At 72.8% G+C, this 19,835-nt stretch carries 15 protein-coding genes; 5 read left to right on the top strand and 10 right to left on the bottom strand.

Annotation, left to right across the window (positions count from 1 at the left end; genetic code table 11):
- The first annotated feature begins 70 nt into the window (after positions 1–70).
- Positions 71–562 carry an OsmC family protein gene (locus ACLQ14_RS04985; protein WP_425810513.1) on the top strand — a complete coding sequence of 164 codons (492 nt, stop codon included), beginning with the start codon at positions 71–73 and terminating at the stop codon, positions 560–562.
- A 45-nt stretch (positions 563–607) separates the two neighbouring features.
- On the opposite strand, the gene uvrA is transcribed toward ACLQ14_RS04985, so the two are convergent.
- Positions 608–3,478, bottom strand: a complete 2,871-nt coding sequence (uvrA, locus tag ACLQ14_RS04980) for an excinuclease ABC subunit UvrA (protein ID WP_425810510.1) — start codon at positions 3,476–3,478, stop codon at positions 608–610.
- A gap of 90 nt (positions 3,479–3,568) precedes the next feature.
- Here uvrA and ACLQ14_RS04975 point away from each other — a divergent pair, with 90 nt between their 5' ends.
- Positions 3,569–4,234 (top strand): MBL fold metallo-hydrolase, encoded by a 666-nt coding sequence (locus ACLQ14_RS04975; protein WP_425810508.1) that lies wholly within the window; start codon positions 3,569–3,571, stop codon positions 4,232–4,234.
- Between the two features lie 17 nt (positions 4,235–4,251).
- Complete coding sequence (locus ACLQ14_RS04970; RefSeq protein ID WP_425810506.1) at positions 4,252–4,566, top strand: YciI family protein; 315 nt, start codon at positions 4,252–4,254, stop codon at positions 4,564–4,566.
- Between the two features lie 64 nt (positions 4,567–4,630).
- Here ACLQ14_RS04970 and ACLQ14_RS04965 read toward each other — a convergent pair whose 3' ends face one another.
- The 5 genes from ACLQ14_RS04965 to uvrB form a co-directional block, all read right to left on the bottom strand.
- The gene (locus ACLQ14_RS04965) at positions 4,631–5,626 is read right to left on the bottom strand and encodes a TerC family protein (protein ID WP_425810504.1); all 996 of its coding nucleotides are present in this window, start codon (positions 5,624–5,626) and stop codon (positions 4,631–4,633) included.
- Positions 5,627–5,629: 3 nt separating this feature from the next.
- Complete coding sequence (locus ACLQ14_RS04960; RefSeq protein ID WP_425810502.1) at positions 5,630–6,631, bottom strand: TerC family protein; 1,002 nt, start codon at positions 6,629–6,631, stop codon at positions 5,630–5,632.
- A gap of 155 nt (positions 6,632–6,786) precedes the next feature.
- Complete coding sequence (locus tag ACLQ14_RS04955) at positions 6,787–8,376, bottom strand: nucleoside/nucleotide kinase family protein (RefSeq protein WP_425810500.1); 1,590 nt, start codon at positions 8,374–8,376, stop codon at positions 6,787–6,789.
- Positions 8,377–8,430: 54 nt separating this feature from the next.
- Positions 8,431–8,874: a VOC family protein gene (locus ACLQ14_RS04950; RefSeq protein ID WP_425810498.1), complete on the bottom strand. Its 444-nt coding sequence runs from the start codon at positions 8,872–8,874 to the stop codon at positions 8,431–8,433.
- Between the two features lie 60 nt (positions 8,875–8,934).
- Positions 8,935–11,043, bottom strand: coding sequence for an excinuclease ABC subunit UvrB (gene uvrB, locus ACLQ14_RS04945; RefSeq protein WP_425810496.1), 2,109 nt, complete (start codon positions 11,041–11,043; stop codon positions 8,935–8,937).
- A gap of 178 nt (positions 11,044–11,221) precedes the next feature.
- Here uvrB and ACLQ14_RS04940 point away from each other — a divergent pair, with 178 nt between their 5' ends.
- Positions 11,222–14,086, top strand: coding sequence for a DUF5979 domain-containing protein (locus ACLQ14_RS04940; protein ID WP_425810494.1), 2,865 nt, complete (start codon positions 11,222–11,224; stop codon positions 14,084–14,086).
- Positions 14,087–14,098: 12 nt separating this feature from the next.
- Here ACLQ14_RS04940 and ACLQ14_RS04935 read toward each other — a convergent pair whose 3' ends face one another.
- Genes ACLQ14_RS04935 through ACLQ14_RS04925 form a run of 3 tightly spaced genes read right to left on the bottom strand, consistent with a single transcriptional unit; the run spans position 14,099 to position 15,914 of the window.
- Positions 14,099–14,773: a pyroglutamyl-peptidase I gene (locus ACLQ14_RS04935; protein WP_425810492.1), complete on the bottom strand. Its 675-nt coding sequence runs from the start codon at positions 14,771–14,773 to the stop codon at positions 14,099–14,101.
- Positions 14,770–15,396, bottom strand: coding sequence for a dephospho-CoA kinase (gene coaE, locus ACLQ14_RS04930; protein WP_425810490.1), 627 nt, complete (start codon positions 15,394–15,396; stop codon positions 14,770–14,772). The genes ACLQ14_RS04935 and coaE overlap by 4 nt, the downstream gene beginning before the upstream one ends.
- Before the next feature lie 23 nt (positions 15,397–15,419).
- Positions 15,420–15,914 (bottom strand): MarR family winged helix-turn-helix transcriptional regulator, encoded by a 495-nt coding sequence (locus ACLQ14_RS04925; protein WP_425810488.1) that lies wholly within the window; start codon positions 15,912–15,914, stop codon positions 15,420–15,422.
- A 136-nt stretch (positions 15,915–16,050) separates the two neighbouring features.
- Between ACLQ14_RS04925 and ACLQ14_RS04920 the strand changes: the two genes are divergently transcribed.
- Positions 16,051–17,946: an ABC transporter ATP-binding protein gene (locus ACLQ14_RS04920; RefSeq protein ID WP_425810486.1), complete on the top strand. Its 1,896-nt coding sequence runs from the start codon at positions 16,051–16,053 to the stop codon at positions 17,944–17,946.
- A gap of 177 nt (positions 17,947–18,123) precedes the next feature.
- Here the strand turns inward: ACLQ14_RS04920 and rpsA are convergent, their stop codons facing one another.
- Entirely contained in the window at positions 18,124–19,611 is a 1,488-nt protein-coding gene (rpsA, locus tag ACLQ14_RS04915) for a 30S ribosomal protein S1 (RefSeq protein WP_425810484.1), read from the bottom strand.
- Between the last annotated feature and the right edge of the window lie 224 nt (positions 19,612–19,835).

The following is a 19,835-nucleotide window of genomic DNA, read 5'->3' as shown; positions in this document are numbered from 1 at the left end:
GCCCACCGACGACGACGGTGGCTCCCCACGGACCCGCGCGCCCTGTGACGCACGCCACTAGGGTGTGGCCATGGGAGCCTTCCACGACTACCTCGCCACGATCACCTGGACGGGCGCCGGCGACTCCGGCACGAGCTCGTACACGTCGTACTCGCGGGACCACACCGTCGAGTTCCCCGGGCTCCCCGCGCTCCCGGCGTCGGCCGACCCGGCGTTCCGCGGCGACCCCGCGCGGTACTCCCCCGAGCAGCTCTTCGTGGCGTCGCTGAGCGACTGCCACATGCTCTGGTTCCTCCACCTCGCCTCGAGCCACGGCGTCGTCGTGCGCGAGTACACCGACGAGGCGACCGGCCGCATGCGGGTGGAGTCCAGCGGCGCCGGGCAGTTCGTCGACGTCATCCTGCGGCCTCGCGTGACCGTGGACGCCGGGTCCGGGGCCGACGACGAGGCCCTCGCGCGGGTGCACGAGCTCGCCCACGAGCACTGCTTCATCGCCCGGTCGGTGAACTTCCCGGTCACGGTCGAGCCCGCACCCGCACGCATCGCGCAGCCGCAGGGCTGACGCCCGGCCGGACCCGGGTCGTCGGCCGGCCGCGCGCCCTCGCGCTCAGGCGCTGCGGCGCTCCTCCGTGACCTCGGCGTCCGGCAGCGCCTCGGCGAGGAAGCGCCCGGTGTGGCTCCCGGCGGCCCCGGCGACGTGCTCGGGCGTGCCCTCCGCGATGACGCGGCCGCCGCCGGACCCGCCCTCCGGGCCCATGTCGATGACCCAGTCGGCGTTCTTGATGACGTCGAGGTTGTGCTCGATCACGATGACGGTGTTGCCCTTGTCGACGAGCGACTGCAGCACCGCGAGCAGCTTCCGCACGTCCTCGAAGTGCAGGCCCGTCGTGGGCTCGTCGAGCACGTAGACGGTGCGCCCGGTGGACCGCTTCTGCAGCTCGCTGGCGAGCTTCACGCGCTGCGCCTCGCCGCCGGACAGGGTCGGGGCCGGCTGGCCGAGCCGCACGTACCCGAGGCCGACGTCGACGAGCGTCCGCAGGTGCCGGCTGATCGCGGGCACCGCGGCGAAGAAGTCCGCGGCCTCCTCGATCGGCATGTCGAGGACGTCGGCGACCGTCTTGCCCTTGAAGTGGACCTCGAGCGTCTCGCGGTTGTACCGGGCGCCGTGGCACACCTCGCAGGGCACGTACACGTCGGGCAGGAAGTTCATCTCGATCTTGAGGGTGCCGTCGCCGGAGCACGCCTCGCAGCGACCGCCCTTGACGTTGAACGAGAACCGGCCGGGGGTGTACCCGCGGACCTTGGCCTCGGTGGTCTCCGCGAAGAGCCGGCGCACGTGGTCCCACACGCCCGTGTACGTCGCGGGGTTGGACCGCGGGGTGCGGCCGATCGGTCCCTGGTCGACGTGCACCACCTTGTCGAGCTGGTCGAGGCCCGTCACGCGGGTGTGCCGCCCGGCGACCTGGCGGGCGCCGTTGAGCTCGTTCGCCATGACCGTGTAGAGGATCGAGTTGACGAGCGTCGACTTGCCGGAGCCGGAGACGCCGGTCACCGCGGTGAACGTGCCGAGCGGGAACGACACGTCGATGCCCTGGAGGTTGTGCTCGCGCGCGCCGACCACCGTGACCCTGCGGCCCTGGTCGACCGGGCGCCGGACGTCCGGCATCGGGATGCTGCGGCGCCCCGCGAGGTACGCGCCCGTGATGGACTCGCGCGACCGGAGCAGGCCCTTGAGGTCGCCGGAATGCACGACGTGGCCGCCGTGCTCGCCCGCGCCGGGGCCGATGTCGACGATCCAGTCCGCCGTGCGGATCGTGTCCTCGTCGTGCTCGACGACGATCAGCGTGTTCCCGAGGTCGCGGAGCCGGGTGAGGGTGTCGATGAGGCGGCGGTTGTCGCGCTGGTGCAGGCCGATCGACGGCTCGTCGAGCACGTACAGCACGCCGACGAGGCCCGACCCGATCTGCGTCGCCAGCCGGATGCGCTGCGCCTCGCCGCCCGACAGCGTGCCCGCCGGCCGCTCGAGCGACAGGTAGTCCAGCCCGACGTCGAGCAGGAAGCCCAGCCGGGCCCCGATCTCCTTGAGGACCTCCTGCGCGATCCGCCGCTCCCGCTCCCCCAGCTCGAGCGCGCCGAGGAACGCGTGCGCGTCGCGCAGGGACAGCCGGCACACGTCCGCGATGGACCGGCCGCCGACCTTGACGGCGAGCACCTCGGGCTTGAGGCGCGTGCCCTGGCAGACCGGGCACGGGACCTCGCGCATGTAGGCCTCGTACTTCTCCTTGGACCACTCCGACTCGGTCTCGTGGTGCCGGCGCTCGAGGAAGGTCACCACGCCCTCGAAGCCGGTCGAGTACTGCCGCTCGCGGCCCCAGCGGTTCTTGTAGCGCACGTGGACCTTGTGGTCCTGACCGTAGAGGATCGCCTTCTTCGCCCGCTCGGGCAGGGCCCGCCACGGCACGTCCATCGAGAAGCCCAGCTCGTCGGACAGCGCCGACATGACCCGGACGAAGTACTCGCTCGAGATCTGCGCCCACGGCGCCACCGCGCCCTCGGCGAGGGTCTTCTCCTCGTCGGGGATCACGAGGTCCGGGTCGACCTCGAGCCGGAACCCGATGCCGGTGCACTCCGGGCACGCCCCGTACGGGGCGTTGAAGGAGAACGTCCGCGGCTCGATCTCGTCGAGCGTCAGCTCGTGGTCGTTCGGGCACGCTCGCCGCTCCGAGAAGCGACGCAGCCGCTCCGGGTCGTCCTCCTCCGCGTCCACCATCTCGACGAGCAGCAGCCCGCCGGCGAGCCCGAGCGCCGTCTCCACGGAGTCCGTCAGTCGGCGCTGCACGCCCTCGCGCGACACCAGGCGGTCGACGACCACCTCGATGTCGTGCTTCAGCTTCTTCTCGAGCGCCGGCGGCTCGGTGAGCTGCACGACCTGCCCGTCCACGCGGGCCCGCGCGAACCCCTTGGCCTGCAGCTCCTTGAACAGGTCGGCGTACTCGCCCTTGCGGCCCCGCACCACGGGCGCCAGCACCTGGTACCGGGCACCCTCGGGGAGCTCGAGCAGCCGGTCGACGATCTGCTGCGGCGTCTGCGCCTGCACCTTCTCCCCGCACACGGGGCAGTGCTGCGTGCCCGCGCGCGCGAACAGCAGGCGCAGGTAGTCGTAGATCTCCGTGATCGTCCCGACGGTCGACCGCGGGTTGCGGTTGGTCGTCTTCTGGTCGATGGAGACGGCCGGCGACAGGCCCTCGATGAAGTCGACGTCGGGCTTGTCCATCTGCCCCAGGAACTGGCGCGCGTACGCGGAGAGCGACTCCACGTAGCGGCGCTGGCCCTCGGCGAAGATCGTGTCGAACGCGAGGGACGACTTGCCCGAGCCTGACAGGCCCGTGAAGACGATCATCGCGTCGCGCGGGAGGTCGAGGTCGACGTTGCGGAGGTTGTGCTCGCGCGCACCCTGGATCACGAGGCGATTGGTCACCGCACCATCGTAGGGCGCGCCACCGACAATCGCACACATGTTCGACCGCTGTTGGCTGCGGGCGTCGGTGCCCCGGGGGACGATGGGCGCGTGCTCACCCTCGACGACCTCGTCCTGCGGCAGCTCGCCGTCGGACCGATGAACAACGACGCCTACCTGCTCACCTGCCGGGCGACCGGCGCCCAGCTCCTCGTCGACGCCGCCGCGGAGCCGGACCGGCTCCTCGCGCTCGTCCGCGAGGGCTCCCCCGACGGCCGGCTCGACGTCGTCGTGACGACGCACGGGCACCGCGACCACCTCGGCGCGCTCGCGGAGGTGGCCGGGGCGACGGGCGCCGTCGCCGCGGCCGGCGAGGACGACGCCGCGGCGATCACCGCGGCGACCGGCGTCGCGGTCAACCGGCTTCTGCACCACGGCGACCGGCTCCGCCTCGGACAGGTCGAGCTCGCCGTCGTCGGGCTGCGCGGCCACACGCCCGGGCCGGTCGCGCTCGCGTACACCGAGCCCGGGACCGCCTCCGCGCCGGACGCGGTGCCGGGGCGCACCCACCTGTTCACGGGCGACTCGCTCTTCCCCGGCGGCGTCGGGAGCACGCAGCACGACCCGCAGCGGTTCGCCCGGCTCCACGCCGACGTCGTCGCGCGGGTGTTCGACGTCTACCGCGACGACACGGTCGTGCTGCCCGGGCACGGCCTCCCGACGACCCTCGGCGCCGAGCGTCCGCACCTCGAGGAGTGGCGCGAGCGCGGCTGGTAGTGCGCTTCAATGGCGGCATGACCGTGCCCGCCCAGCCCGTGTTCGCCGTCCTCTACACGTACAGCGACGACACCGCGACCCGCGACGACGTCCGTCCGGCGCACCGCGCGTTCCTCGCCGACCTGCTCGGGCGGGGCGTGCTGCTCGCCTCGGGCCCCTGGACGCCCGCCGAGGGCCGGGGGGACGGCGCGCTGCTCGTCATGACCGCGGCCGACGCCGATGCCGTCGCCGCGGTCCTGGACCGCGACCCGTTCCGCACCGCGGGCCTCGTCGCCCGGCGCGACGTCCGCGAGTGGGTCCAGGTCATGGGTCCCTGGGCGCCTACGTCCTGACACCGCCCGGCGATCGCCCGCCTCACGCGTCGCCGACGGTGACGTCCCGTTCGACGTCGGCGGGCTACGTTCGGGTGCTCGATGCCGCGTCGGCGCCGAGGCGCCTCGCCCGCCACAGGCTCGCGAGCGTCGCGACCGCGAGCACCACGACGATCACGACGAGCGAGAGCCACGTGGGAACCTCGGGCACGGGGACGGGGTCACCGCCGTTGACGAACGGCACCGTGTTCTCGTGGAGCGCCTCGAGCACGAGCTTCACGCCGATGAAGGCGAGGACGACGGCGAGCCCGATCGGCAGGTACACGAGCCGGTCGAGGAGCCCGCCCAGCAGGAAGTAGAGCTGGCGCAGCCCCATGAGGGCGAACACGTTCGCGGTGAACACGATGAACGGGTCCTGGGTGAGCCCGAAGATCGCGGGGATCGAGTCGAACGCGAACAGCAGGTCGGTCGTGCCGATCGCCACGAAGACGACGAGCAGGGGCGTGAGGAACCGGCGCCCGTCGACGCGCGTCGTGAGGCGGCCGCCGTCGTAGTGGTCGGTGACGGGCAGCACGCGCCGCACCAGGCCGACGAGGCGGTTCTCGTGGTACTCCTCCTCCTCGCCGCCGCCCCGCACGAGCGTGACCGCCGTGTAGACGAGGAACGCGCCGAAGAAGTAGAAGATCCAGGTGAAGTGCTCGATGAGCGCCGCCCCGGCCAGGATGAAGACGCCGCGGAGCACCAGGGCGATCACGATGCCCGCCATGAGCACGCGCTGCTGCTGCTCCTTCGGCACCGCGAACGAGGCCATGATCAGGACGAAGACGAACAGGTTGTCGACCGAGAGGCTGTACTCGGTGAGCCACCCGGCGTAGAACTCGGTCGCGGGCGCTCCCCCGCCCACCAGGTACAGCAGTCCGCCGAACACGACCGCCAGGCCGACGTAGAACCCGATCCACGCGAGGCACTCCTTGACCGTTGGTACGTGGGGGCGCCGCCTCACGAGGTACAGGTCGCCGAGGAGGAGGAGCGCGAGCACCGCGAGGCTGACCGCGCGGAACCAGGTGGGGATGTCGTGCACGGGTCAGCGGTCCTTCCGGAGGGGGTCGGCGAGCTCGCGGCGGCGGCGGTCCGCCCAGAGGCTCAGCACGGTGGTCAGGGCGAGCACGACGACGATGTACCCGAGCGACACGGCCGTCGACACCTCCGGGACGTCCACGTGCTCGCCGCCGTTCACGAACGGGAGCTCGTTCGTGTGCAGGGCGTGGAGCACGAGCTTGACCCCGATGAACGCCAGGATCGCCGCGAGCCCGTACGCGAGGTAGACGAGCCGGTCGAGCAGGCCGTCGATGAGGAAGTAGAGCTGGCGCAGGCCGAGCAGCGAGAACGCGTTCGCCGCGAACACGAGATACGTCTCCTGGGTCAGGCCGAAGATCGCGGGGATCGAGTCGACCGCGAACAGGAGGTCCGCGCTGCCGATCGCCAGCATGACGACGAGCAGCGGCGTGACGAGCCAACGACCCGCCCGGCGCACCACCATCCGGCCCTCGACGTAGTCCTCCGTCACCGGGAGCGTGCGCCGGACGAGCCGGAGGAACCCGTTCTCGTGGTACTCCTCGTCGTCGCCGCCGCGCGCGTGCCTCAGCTGGGACCAGGCGGTCCACAGCAGGAACGCGCCGAACAGGTAGAAGATCCACGAGAAGTTCTCGACGAGCGCCGCGCCGAGCAGGATGAAGATCGTCCGCAGGACGAGCGCGACCGAGATCCCCAGCAGCAGGACCTTCTGCTGCAGCAGCCGGGGCACCCGGAACGTCGCCATGATCAGGACGAACACGAAGAGGTTGTCGACCGAGAGGCTCTTCTCGGTGATGTACCCGGCGAAGTACTCGCCGGCGAAGCCGCCACCCCAGCCGGCCCATACGACGAGCCCGAACACGAGGGCCACCGCCACGTACGCGGCCGACCACCACGCGGACTCGCGCATCGACGGCGCGTGCGGGACACGGGCGTGGCCGACGAAGTCGACCGCCAGCATGGCCAGGATCACCACGACGGTGACGAGCCACACCCAGACGGGAACATCCATGTGAGAGACCTCCGGTACGACGACGGGTACCGAAGGTCTCTTCCGCCCGTGGGCCGGGCCGACGCCCCGGAGCGCTCACCGACCCGGGACCGGGCCGGACGCTCGTGATGACGAGGTCGCCGCTGAGGAATACTCCCCTTCTGCGGGTTCCGAGGTTACCAGTCGGCGAGCCGCACGACGACGTCCGCGCGCGCGGCGCCCGGCCGCACGACCTCGGCGTTCGCCTCGTCCGACCGTCCGACCCAGGCGCGGGCCGCTTCGGGCGAGCGCCCGTGCCGGACGTGGCGCGCGACGAGCTCCTCGACCCGGGCCGCGTCGTCGGGCGCGAGGAACCACGCCTCGTCGAGCAGGGACCGGACGCGAGCCCACGGGCCGTCGTCGAGCAGCAGGTAGTTGCCCTCCACGACGACGAGCTGGACGTCCGCGCCCACCGCGACCGCGCCGGCCACGGGCTCCTCCAGCTCGCGCCGGAACTCGGGTGCGACGACGTCGGGGTCGTCCGGCCCCTGGGCCACCAGGCGCTCCAGGATCGCTACGAAGCCGGTCGCGTCGAACGTGTCAGGGGCGCCCTTGCGGTCGGCGCGGCCCAGCCGCTCGAGCTCCCGCTGGGCCAGGTGGAACCCGTCCTGCCCGACGACGACCGCCGCGCCGTCGAGCGCGCCGGCCACCTCCGCCGCGAGCGTCGACTTCCCCGCACCCGGCGGACCCGCGACGCCGAGGACCCGCCGCCGTCCGTCCGCCCGGGCCCGGTCGACGAGCGCGCGGGCCCTCGCGACGAGCTCCTCGCGCGCCGACACCTCGACGGGATCCTCGTCCGCCTCCGCGTCCGGGCCCGACGCGAGGGCCGCCAGCCAGTCCCGCGGCCCGGCCACGGTGACGCGGAGCGACGCGACCCGCGCCGCTTCCTCGAGGGCCGCGACGAACCCGGCCCCGGACGCCAGCGACCATGCCAGCGCCCCGTGGAAGGCGTCGCCCGCACCGAGCGTGTCGACCGCGCGGACCGGCGGCACCGCGACCGTGCCCGAGCGCCCGTCCTCCCACCACTCGACCGGGGCCCCGCCGTGCGTGACCGCCACCCGCGGGACCCCGACGGCACGCAGCCCGGGGCCGACGGCGTCGCCCCGCCCGGGCGCCTCGGCCCCGAGGCGGAAGTCCGCCGACGCCGCCACCACGTCGCAGGACGGCACCAGCTCCGCCAGGTGGGGCTTCCACCGGCCCGCGTCCAGGACGACCGGCACCCCCGCCGCGCGGGCCGCGCGCGCCGCGACCGTCTGCAGCGCCGGGTGGTGCCCGTCCAGGAGCACCACGTCCTGGCCTCGCACCAGCTCGTGCACGTGGCCCGGCGCGGCGACCTCCTGGCGGCCGCCGTCCGGCGAGACGACCGTCCGCTCGCCCGTGCGCTCGTCGACGGCCACCGCCGACACCGCCAGCGCGAACCCGCGCGGCGCGACGTCGACCACGCGCACCCCGTGCGCCTCGAGGTCGCCGCGGGCCGCCGACGCCGCCGCGCCCGACCCGAGCGCCGTCACCAGCGTGGCCCGTCCGCCCAGCGCCGCGAACACGACCGCTGCGTTCGCCGCAGGGCCACCTGCCGCGACGTCCTGGCGGCGCGCCGTGACCTTCGTGTTCGGGTCCGGGGGCGCGCCGACCCGGTGCACGACGTCGAGCGTCGTCAGCCCGACGAACAGGCCCGACGGGCGGTCGCGGCGCAGGCGTGCGAGGGGCTCCGGCGGGGAAGCTGTCACAAGGTCAGCGTAGGCGGGCGTCGCCCCGGAGCACCCGCCGCACGGACCGGTGTCTCACTGCACGCAGAGCTCGTTGCCCTCGGGGTCGCGCATGACGATCCAGAACTCGCCGGTCGTCTCGTCGGGGCCGACCTCGCGCACGCGCTCCGCGCCCAGGGCCTCGAGCCTGGTGGCGTGCGCACGCACGGCGGCGCGCGCCGCGTCGGCGTCCCCGCCGGCGCGGGCTCCCACGTTGACGTCGAGGTGGACGCGGTTCTTCGCGGTCTTGGGCTCGGGGACCTTCTGGAAGAACAGCCGGGGCCCGGCGCCGTCCGGGTCGACGAGCGCGAACGCGCGGTCCCGCTCGTCCGCGGGGACGCCCCACGCGTCCAGGGCTTCGTCCCAGCTCCCGAAGTCGCCGGGTGGCGGCGGGACCACGTAGCCGAGCGCCTCGATCCAGAACCGCGCCAACCCCTGGGGGTCGTGCGCGTCGAACGTGACCTGCACGCTGTACGCCATCGCTGCTCCCTGCCTGGTGGTCCGCCGGCCGACGGGTTGCGGACCGGTCGCCGTCGTCCGCTACGCCGTCGCGGCGTGGAGCTGGCGGAGCTCCTTCTTCAGGTCGGAGATCTCGTCGCGGAGCCTCGCGGCCAGCTCGAACTGCAGCTCACCCGCGGCCGAGTGCATCTGGTCGGTGAGCTCCTGGATGAGGCCCGCCAGGTCGCCGGCGGCGGCCGCCGCGAGCCGGTTCCCACCCACGCCCTCCTTGACGGGCGCCGCCGCGTCCTGGCCGCCGTTCTTGCGCCCCTTGCCGGCGCCGCGGTAGCCCGTGGACAGCAGCTCGTCGGTGTCGAGGTCCTCCCGCGCGAGCATGTCGGTGACGTCCGCGATCTTCTTGCGCAGCGGCGTCGGGTCGATGCCGTGCTCCTCGTTGTACGAGACCTGCTTGGCGCGGCGCCGGGTCGTCTCGTCGATCGCGAGCGCCATCGCGTCGGTGATCCGGTCCGCGTACATGTGGACCTGGCCCGACACGTTGCGGGCCGCGCGCCCGATGGTCTGGATGAGCGACGTCCCGGAGCGGAGGAAGCCCTCCTTGTCGGCGTCGAGGATCGCGACGAGCGACACCTCGGGCAGGTCGAGGCCCTCGCGCAGCAGGTTGATGCCGACCAGGACGTCGTACTGGCCCAGGCGCAGCTCGCGCAGCAGCTCGACGCGGCGGAGGGTGTCGACCTCGGAGTGCAGGTAGCGGACCCGGACGTCCTTGTCGAGCAGGTAGTCGGTGAGGTCCTCGGCCATCTTCTTGGTGAGGGTCGTGACGAGCACGCGCTCGTCCTTCTCCACCCGGTCGCGGATCTCGCCGAGCAGGTCGTCGATCTGGCCCTTGGTGGGCTTGACGACGACCTCGGGGTCGACGAGGCCCGTCGGGCGGATGATCTGCTCGACGACGCCGTCGGACATCGACAGCTCGTACGAGCCCGGCGTCGCGGAGAGGTACACCGTCTGCCCGATCCGGTCGACGAACTCCTCCCACCGCAGCGGTCGGTTGTCCATCGCCGACGGCAGCCGGAAACCGAAGTCGACGAGGTTCCGCTTGCGCGACATGTCACCCTCGTACATGGCGCCGATCTGCGGGACGGTCACGTGGGACTCGTCGATGACGAGGAGGAAGTCCTCGGGGAAGTAGTCGAGCAGCGTGTTGGGCGGCGACCCGGGGGTGCGGCCGTCGATGTGCCGCGAGTAGTTCTCGATGCCGGAGCAGGTGCCGATCTGGCGCATCATCTCGATGTCGTACGTGGTGCGCATGCGCAGGCGCTGCGCCTCGAGCAGCTTGTTCTGCCGCTCGAGCTCGTCGAGCCGGTCGGCGAGCTCCGACTCGATCGAGCCGATGGCGCGCTCCATGCGCTCCGGCCCGGCGACGTAGTGCGTCGCCGGGAAGATGTAGGTGCTCTGCTCCGCGCGGATGACGTCGCCCGTCATCGGGTGCAGCAGCTGGATCGACTCGATCTCGTCGCCGAAGAACTCGATGCGGATCGCGAGCTCCTCGTACACGGGGATGATCTCGACCGTGTCGCCGCGGACACGGAACGTCCCGCGCGTGAACGCCATGTCGTTGCGCGTGTACTGCATGGTGACGAACTGGCGCAGCAGCTGGTCCCGCTCGACCTGGTCGCCGACGTCGAGGCGGACCATGCGGTCCACGTACTCCTGCGGCGTGCCGAGGCCGTAGATGCACGACACCGAGGCCACGACGACGACGTCCCGCCGGGTCAGGAGCGAGCTCGTCGCCGAGTGGCGGAGCCGCTCCACCTCGTCGTTGATCGAGCTGTCCTTCTCGATGTAGGTGTCCGTCTGCGCGATGTACGCCTCGGGCTGGTAGTAGTCGTAGTACGACACGAAGTACTCGACCGCGTTGTTGGGCAACAGCTCGCGGAACTCCGTGGCGAGCTGCGCGGCGAGCGTCTTGTTGGGCGCCATGACGAGCGTGGGCCGTTGCACCTGCTCGATCAGCCACGCCGTCGTCGCGGACTTGCCGGTTCCCGTGGCGCCGAGGAGGACGACGTCCTTCTCCCCCGCCTGCAGGCGCTGGGTGAGGTCCGCGATGGCCGTCGGCTGGTCGCCCGACGGCGTGTACTCGGACACCACCTCGAACGGGGCGGCGGCGCGCTGGAGATCGGTGACGGGGCGCATGCGACCAGCCTAGGTCGGGCCTCCCACATCGCGGGGCGCGACCGAGGCCGTCCTCGACGCACACGGTCGCGGCAGCTCGGCGCCACCCACGCGGGCCGCCGTCCGACATGCGCGGTCCGCCTCGGTACGCCACAGTTGACGCAGTCGAGGCGCGGGGGCGAGCTGGACGGGGGTCCCCATGATGCGAGAGGCACTGCGCCGCAGGGCGGCGGCGGGGGCGGCGCTGGCCCTGGCACTGGCACTGGGAGGAGCCGTCGCGGTCGTGACGACGACGCCTGCCGCCGACGCCGCCCCGGCGGACCTGCTCCCACCGGCGAGCGGCATCCTGCCCGGCCCCGCGGCGGGAGGCGACACCCCCGGCTCCTGGGGCCCGTGCGTCCCCGATCCTGACGCGACCGACAGCTGCCAGGGCTGGCTCATTCCGCCGGGGTCGATCGTCGGGTCCTTCCCCGGCACCGACGACGGCCCGAGCGTCATCGTCGGCGGCGACTTCACGGCGGGCCTCGGCTCGGCGGAGACCGAGGGGCTGCTCGTCGTGAACGGCGACGCGCTGTTCGACAAGTCCTACAACGTGGGCGTGGCCGGCGGCGGGACCGGCGTGGTCCCCGCCCACCGCGCCGACATGCTGATCGTCGGCGGGGACGGCACGGTCGTGAACCCGAGCCTCGACCCCCAGGCCGGGGGCAACCCCGCGACCGTCGGCATCGGGCTCACGACCGGCGACGGGACCAGCCGGTTCGGCGACATCCACGTCGGAGGGACCTGGAACTTCCGCGACCCCTCGTACAGCGAGGCGAGCAACCCCGGGTTCGGGCGGCTCGGCGACATCGACTCCGCCAACCAGTCGCCTCCCGCCGTCGACCAGCAGAACGTCATCGACAGCGACACGAGCGTGCTCGCCGACGACCACTACACCGACCTCTTCGGCTCCGCCGGCAAGATGGCCCGCTACTCCCAGCAGTGCTACGCCGAACTCAGCACCGACACGAGCGCGACCTCGATCCGGAACGAGGGCGGCACCCTCGCTCTCGAGCACGGCACGGTCACCACCGGTACCGAGGGCGGTGCGACGGCCTACACCCTGACCAGCACCGGCGCCGGCGACGTCGTCGAGTTCCAGCTCCCCGCGACGGTCGGTACCGCGGCGCAGGACGCCCACTTCCACATCGACGGCGTCAAGGCCGGCGCGACCGTCCTCATCAACACGCTCGCGACGGGCGCCGTGAGCCAGTTCGTCGGGGACGTCTACTGGGGCAGCGGCGAGACCGACGACCTCAAGGCGCTGGCGCTCGAGCACGGCAACGCGATCCTCTGGAACTACCCGTTCTCGACCGACGTCACGCTCGGCGGCGCCACGCAGTTCCCCGGCTCGGTCCTCGTCGGCGACCCCGCGTCCCACCTCACCGTCGGCTTCTCCGGATCGAACGGCCGCATCTACACGCCCGGCGACCTCACGCACAGCGGTGCAGCGGCCGGCACGAACGGCGACGAGCTGCACGCGTACCCGTTCACGGGCGCTCTCGGCTGCGCCGCCCCCACCCCCGGCACGTTCACCGTGCGGAAGGCACTCTCCGGCGACGGCGCGGACCGCGTCCCGGACGGCACGGCGTTCACCGTCCACTGGACGGTCACAGGCCCGTCCGACAGCCCGGACCTCGGGCGGGAGGGCGACCTGGAGGTGCTCGCGGACGGCACGCCCGTCACCGGGCCGAGCGACCTGCAGGAGGGCGACGTCGTGACCCTGTCGGAGCCCACGCTCCCCGACGTGGACGGGGTGGACTGGGGCACGCCCACCCTGGCGCCGAACCCGGTCACCATCGGCGCGGAGGACACCGTGCAGGCCGTGACCGTCACCAACGAGGCGACGCTGCAGCGCGGCGGGTTCACCATCGAGAAGGCTGTGACCGGCGACACGGGCGCGTCCACCACGTCCTTCGACGTCGCCTGGTCCTGCGACGCCCCGAACGCCGACGGCGACGACTCGGGGACCGTGACGGTCGGCGACGGGGAATCGGAGGTCGTCACCGGCTTCCCCGTGGGCACCACGTGCACGGTCGCCGAGACCACACCCGCCGACGACAACGGCACCTGGGCCGCGCCCGTCGTCGACCCGGGTACCGTCACCATCGCGCAGGACGACGGCACCGCCCAGGTCGTCACGGTCACCAACACGTTCACGCACGCGGTGGGCGGGTTCACGATCGAGAAGGAGGTCGCCGGCGACCACGGCGCCTCGACGACGACCTTCACCGGCACGTGGACCTGCGACGCGCCGGACGCGGCAGGCGACAGCGCGGGCACCTGGTCCCTGCACGACGGCGGGACCCTGGCGGTCGACGGGTTCCCCACGGGCACGACGTGCTCCGTCGCCGAGGACGCCCCGACGGACGACAACGGCACCTGGGAGTCCTCGATCGCGCCGGCCGGCGACTTCGTCATCACCGAGGGCACGTCGGCCGCCCGGGTGGTCACGGTGACGAACACCTTCACGAGCACGGTCGGCGGGTTCCTGGTGGAGAAGGTCGTCGAGGGCGACGGCGGCGCGAGCGTCGACGAGTTCACCGTCGACTGGTCGTGCGACCGGCCGAACGCCGACGGGCGGTCCTCGGGCACCGTCACGCTGCACGCGGGCGACGAGTCCGACCCGATCACGGGCTTCCCGGTCGGCACGGAGTGCACGATCTCGGAGCCGACCGTCGACGACCCGGCCGGCACCTGGACCGCGTCGGTCAGCCCGGCGGAGGTCACGATCGGGAGCGCCGACCCGGCGCAGACCGCCCTCGTGACGGTCACCAACACGTTCGACGCGAGCACCCCGACCCCCACCCCGAGCCCCACGACCACCACCCCCGCACCGACCACGTCCGCACCCACGTCGCCGGCGTCGTCCACCCCGGCCGTGCCCGCGCCGACGGCCTCCGCCACGAGCGGCGGCGGACTTGCCGTCACGGGGTTCGACGCCCTGACGATCGCGGCGGTCGGCGGTTTCCTGGTGGCTCTCGGGCTCGCCGCGGTCCTGATAGCCCGGCGCCGTCGGAGCTGACCGGGGCGCGGGTCAGGCCGCGTCGTCGACCGGCGGCGCCGCGACCAGCGCAGCGACCACGGCACCGACCACGGCCTCTGCCCCGCGCACGAGGTCGTCGAGCGGGAGGCCGGGCGAGCCGGCCGCCGCCACGCCGTCGTCGTCGGTGACACGCTCGCCCGCCACGGGCGGGACGTGCACGAAGCCCGAGACCGCGGGCCCGCCGCCGCGCGCGAGGGCGTCCTGGACGGCGTAGAACGTCGCGTTGCACACGTAGGTCCCCGCCGACGGCGACAGCGCCGCCGGGACGCCCGTCGTCCCTACGGCGTCGAGCGCCGCGCGGAGCGGGAGCGTCGACCAGTGGCCGACGGGACCGCCGACCACGACGGGCTCGTCGACGGGCTGCGCCCCGGCGTTGTCGGGGATGCGCGCGTCGGCGACGTTGACGGCCACGCGCTCGAGGCGCAGCTCGTGCGCGCCGCCGTGCAGGCCGAACATGACGACGGCGTCCGGGCGGACCTCGACGACGGCGTCGAGCACCGCGCGCGGGCCGCCGTCGAAGGTCACGGGGATGCGCCGCGCTTGGACGACGCCCCGGCCCGACCACCGCGCGGCCACGCGCGACGCCACCTCCCACGACGGGTTGGTGTCCGCGCCGCCGAACGGCTCGAACCCGGTGAGCAGGACGAGCGGGGCCTCCGCCCTCATCCGGCGGACTCGTCCTCGTCGCGCGCCTCGCGCACCAGCGAGGGCCACAGCGCGTCCACCTGGGCCCGCAGGGCGTCGGGGTCCTGCGACCCGTCGAGGACGACGTCGGCCGCGGCCACCCGCTCCGCGTCGGGCGCCTGGGCGGCGAGCCGGGCCTCCGCCTCGGACACGCTCAGCCCGCGCTCCTCGACCATCCGGGCGAGCCGGAGGTCCCGGGGTGCGTCCACCACGACCAGGAGCCCGAACGCGTCCGCCTGCCCCGTCTCGACCAGCAGGGGGATGTCGTGCACGACGACGACGTCCGCGTCGGCGGCAGCCGCCCGCGCCTCCCGCTCGGCGGCGCAGCGCCGGATCTCGGGGTGCACGATCGCGTTGAGCTGCTCGCGGCGCGCCGGCTCGGCGAAGACGATCGCCGCGAGGGCCGCGCGGTCGAGGGAGCCGTCCGCGGCGAGCACCTCGGTCCCGAAGGCGTCGGTGACGCGCTCGAGCCCGACCGTCCCGGGCTCGACGACCTCGCGCGCGAGCCCGTCGTGGTCGATGGTCACGGCACCGAGCTCGGCGAAGCGAGCCAGTGCCACGGACTTGCCGGATGCGATGCCACCGGTGAGGCCGACGCGGAACATGCCCCCATCCTGCCAGCGGCGGTTCAGGGGTGCGTGCTGTCGGCCCCTCCGGCCGGGCCGGCGACGCGCCGCAGCAGGCGGACGAGCTCCTGCTGCTCGGCCGGCGTCAGCCGCTCGAGCAGGCCCCCGGCCCCGGTGGCCCGCAGGTTCCCGACCCGCACGAGGACGGCCCGGCCGTGCTCGGTGAGCTCGACCAGCGTGGCGCGGCGGTCGCTGGGGTCCGGGTGCCGGACGACGTAGCCGTCGCGCTCCGCCGCGTCGACCTTGGAGGTGACGGAGCGGGGGCTGACGTCGAGCGTCTCGGCGAGGGCGCTCGGGCGCTGCACTCCGCCGGCGCGGTCCAGCATGCGCAGGAGCCGGAGCTGGCCGGGCGCGACGGCGTCCTCGCCGAGCTGGGCCTCCGCCTCCCGGCGGACCGCACGCATCGCGGCGTGCAGGACGGCGACGAAGTCGCCGCCCGTGGGCACCTCGGGAGCGGCGGCCGGGTGCGTCGTCGTGCGGGACGGCGTCGTGGTCATGGCCCGAGTCTACCGAACCTTGTGTCGTAACCGATAGTGAGCTATGCTCACTATCACTCCCCTTCCTCTCGTACCCCGGAGATCACCTATGGCATTCGGACCCCATGGCGGACCTGCGCGCGGCGGCGGCCGCGGCATGCGGTCCTTCGTCCAGGACTCGTCGGTCGCCCAGCAGCGGCTCCACCGCGGCACGCTCCGCCGCATCCTCGCCTTCGCCCACCCCTACCGCCGGGCGCTCACGGGCTTCGTCGGGCTGCTCGCCGTCGACGCCGCGACCGGTGCGGCGAGCCCCCTGCTCGTGAGCCACCTCATCGACGACGGCATCGCGACCGGCGACCGGCGCCTCGTGGTCACGCTCGCCGCGCTGCTCGCCGGCCTCGCGCTCGTCTCGGCGGCCCTCACCGTCGCCGAGCGGTGGATCTCCTCCCGGATCGGCGAGGGCCTCATCCTCGACCTGCGCACGCAGGTCTTCGACCACGTCCAGCGGATGCCGCTCGCGTTCTTCTCCCGCGCCCGCACCGGCGCGCTCGTCCAGCGCCTCAACGGCGACGTGCTCGGCGCGCAGCAGGCCTTCACCTCGACGCTCTCCAACGTCGTCAGCAACGCCCTCACGATCGTCTTCGTGCTCGCGGCGATGCTCTCCATGTCGTGGCAGCTCACGCTCGTGTCGCTCGTCCTGCTGCCCGTGTTCGTGCTGCCCGCGCGCTGGGTCGGCCGTCGCCTCGCCGGCCTCACGCGCGAGAGCTACGGGCTGAACGCCGACGCCGCCCAGATGATGCAGGAGCGCTTCAACGTCGCGGGCGCGCACCTCGTCAAGGTCTTCGGGCGGCCCGAGCTCGAGTCCGCCGACTTCGCCGAGAAGGCGGGACGCGTGCGCGACATCGGGGTCCGCACCGCCGTCCTCGGCGTCTACTTCCGCGCCGGCCTCACGGCCGTGGCAGCGGTCGGCGTCGCGATCGTCTACGGCGCCGGCGGGCTGATGGCGATCGGCGGGTCGCTGACCGTCGGCATGGTCGTCGCCCTCACCGCGTACCTCGGCCGCCTGTACGGGCCGATCACCGCGATGTCCAACGTCCAGGTCGACGTGATGACCGCGCTCGTCTCGTTCGAGCGCGTCCTCGAGGTGCTGGACCTCGAGCCCATGGTCGACGACGCCCCCGGCGCGCACGACCTCGCCGACGACCTCGCCCGGCACGGCGCCACCGTCGAGCTCGACCACGTCTCGTTCCGCTACCCCAGCGCCACCGACGTCTCGCTCGCCTCGCTCGAGTCGGTCGCCGCGCTCACCAACGACCCGACGCACGACACCCTCGTCGACGTCACCTTCACGGTGCCCACCGGCGCCACCGTCGCGCTCGTCGGGCCGTCGGGCGCCGGCAAGACGACCGTGTCGCAGCTCGCGACCCGGATGTACGACCCGACCGGCGGCGCCGTCCGGGTCGCCGGGACCGACCTGCGCGACGTCACGCAGCAGTCCCTGCACGACGCCGTCGGCGTGGTCACGCAGGAGGCCCACCTCTTCCACGACTCGATCGCCGCGAACCTGCGCTACGCGCGGCCCGACGCGAACGACGCCGAGCTGTGGCGGGCGCTCGAGCGCGCGCACGTCGCCGACCTCGTCCGCTCGCTGCCGTCCGGGCTCGAGACCGTCGTAGGCGACCGGGGCTACCGGCTCTCCGGCGGCGAGCGTCAGCGCCTCGCCATCGCGCGCATGCTGCTCAAGGAGCCGGCGTTCGTCGTGCTCGACGAGGCCACCGCGCACCTCGACTCCGAGTCCGAGGCCGCCGTCCAGGCCGCGCTCGACGAGGCCCTCGCCTCGAGCACCGCGCTCGTGATCGCCCACCGGCTCTCGACCATCCGCGACGCGGACCTCATCGTCGTGCTCGACGCCGGCCGCGTCGTCCAGCAGGGCACGCACGCCGAGCTGCTCGCCGCCGGCGGCCTGTACGCGGAGCTCTACCACACCCAGTTCGCCGACGGCCCTGACGCCGAGCGCGTCGCGGGCGCGAGCGCGCTGGACGAGGTCGCCTGACGTCGACCACGCGGCTGTCAGAACGTGACGCCCGGATACCGGTACGTCGTTCTGACAGCTCACGCCGTCGCGCCGATCGTCAGAACGACGCTCCCGTGTACGGGTCCTGACGGCCCGCCGGGCCCTTCGTGGTGTCGCGGGAGGCCGCCGGCGACGCGCGCCGGCGGCCTGCCGTGATCAGTTGCCGGTGAGCTTCTCGCGGAGCGCGGCCAGCGCCTCGTCCGAGGCGAGCGTGCCCGCCGCGGGCTCGGGAGCCGACGACGAGTACGAGGAGGACGAGGACGACGACGACGAAGACGAAGAGGAGCCCGAGTCGCCCGTGGTGGCCTCGGCGTCGGCCTTGGCGGCCTCCGCGACCTGGTGACGGTGCGCCTCCCACAGCTCGTGCGCCTTGGCGTACTGCGTCTCCCAGGCCTCGCGCTGCGTCTCGAAGCCCTCGAGCCACTCGTTGGTCTCCGGGTCGAAGCCCTCGGGGTACTTGTAGTTCCCCTGGTCGTCGTACTCGGCGGCCATGCCGTAGAGGGCGGGGTCGAAGTCCTCGGACTCCAGGTCCACGCCGTCGTTCGCCTGCTTGAGCGACAGCGAGATGCGGCGACGCTCGAGGTCGATGTCGATGACCTTGACGAACACGTCGTCACCGACGTTGACGACCTGCTCGGGCAGGTCGACGTGACGCTGCGCGAGCTCGGAGATGTGCACGAGGCCCTCGATGCCGTCCTCGACGCGCACGAACGCACCGAACGGGACGAGCTTGGTGACCTTGCCCGGCACGACCTGACCGATCGCGTGGGTCCGGGCGAACGTCTGCCACGGGTCCTCCTGCGTCGCCTTCAGCGACAGCGAGACGCGCTCGCGGTCGAAGTCGACGTCGAGCACCTCGACCGTGACCTCCTGGCCGACCTCGACGACCTCGGACGGGTGGTCGATGTGCTTCCAGGACAGCTCCGAGACGTGCACGAGACCGTCGACGCCGCCGAGGTCCACGAACGCACCGAAGTTGACGATCGACGAGACCACACCCGGGCGGACCTGGCCCTTCTGCAGCGTCTGCAGGAAGGTCGAGCGCACCTCGGACTGCGTCTGCTCGAGCCAGGCGCGGCGCGAGAGGACGACGTTGTTGCGGTTCTTGTCGAGCTCGATGATCTTGGCCTCGATCTCCTTGCCGACGTACGGCGCGAGGTCGCGGACACGACGCATCTCCACGAGCGAGGCGGGGAGGAAGCCGCGCAGACCGATGTCGAGGATGAGGCCACCCTTGACGACCTCGATGACGGTGCCGGTGACGACGCCGTCCTCCTCCTTGATCTTCTCGATCGTGCCCCAGGCGCGCTCGTACTGGGCGCGCTTCTTGGACAGGATCAGGCGGCCTTCCTTGTCCTCCTTCTGGAGGACCAGGGCCTCGACCTGGTCGCCGACGCCGACGACCTCGGACGGGTCGACGTCGTGCTTGATGGACAGCTCGCGCGAGGGGATGACGCCCTCGGTCTTGTAGCCGATGTCGAGGAGGACCTCGTCGCGGTCCACCTTGACGATGGTGCCCTCGACGATGTCACCGTCGTTGAAGTAACGGATGGTGGCGTCGACGGCGGCGAGGAAGTCCTCTTCGGTGCCGATGTCGTTGACGGCAACCTGGGGAACGGACTTCGCGGGGGTGGAGATGGTCATTGAGTTCGATGCTCCGATGCGGACAGGACGTAGTGCGGACAGGATGGATGGTCACCCCGGGAGGCGACTGCACCGCGGGACCGGCGACGACGTCGAGGACGACGACCGCCGGGGTACGGTGACGGCGATGTGACAGCGATGCGGTGCGACCCTGGCGACCACGGCGGTGAAGCAGTGACGACCACGGCACGCCGGACGATCGACCCGATCGACTCGACGACGTC

It is taken from the genome of Luteimicrobium sp. DT211 (genome assembly GCF_049844995.1).
In the GTDB taxonomy this organism is placed as follows: Bacteria; Actinomycetota; Actinomycetes; order Actinomycetales; family Cellulomonadaceae; genus Luteimicrobium.
The sequence above is the reverse complement of the archived record's forward strand: the minus strand, read 5'-3'. Positions and strand labels throughout refer to the sequence as shown.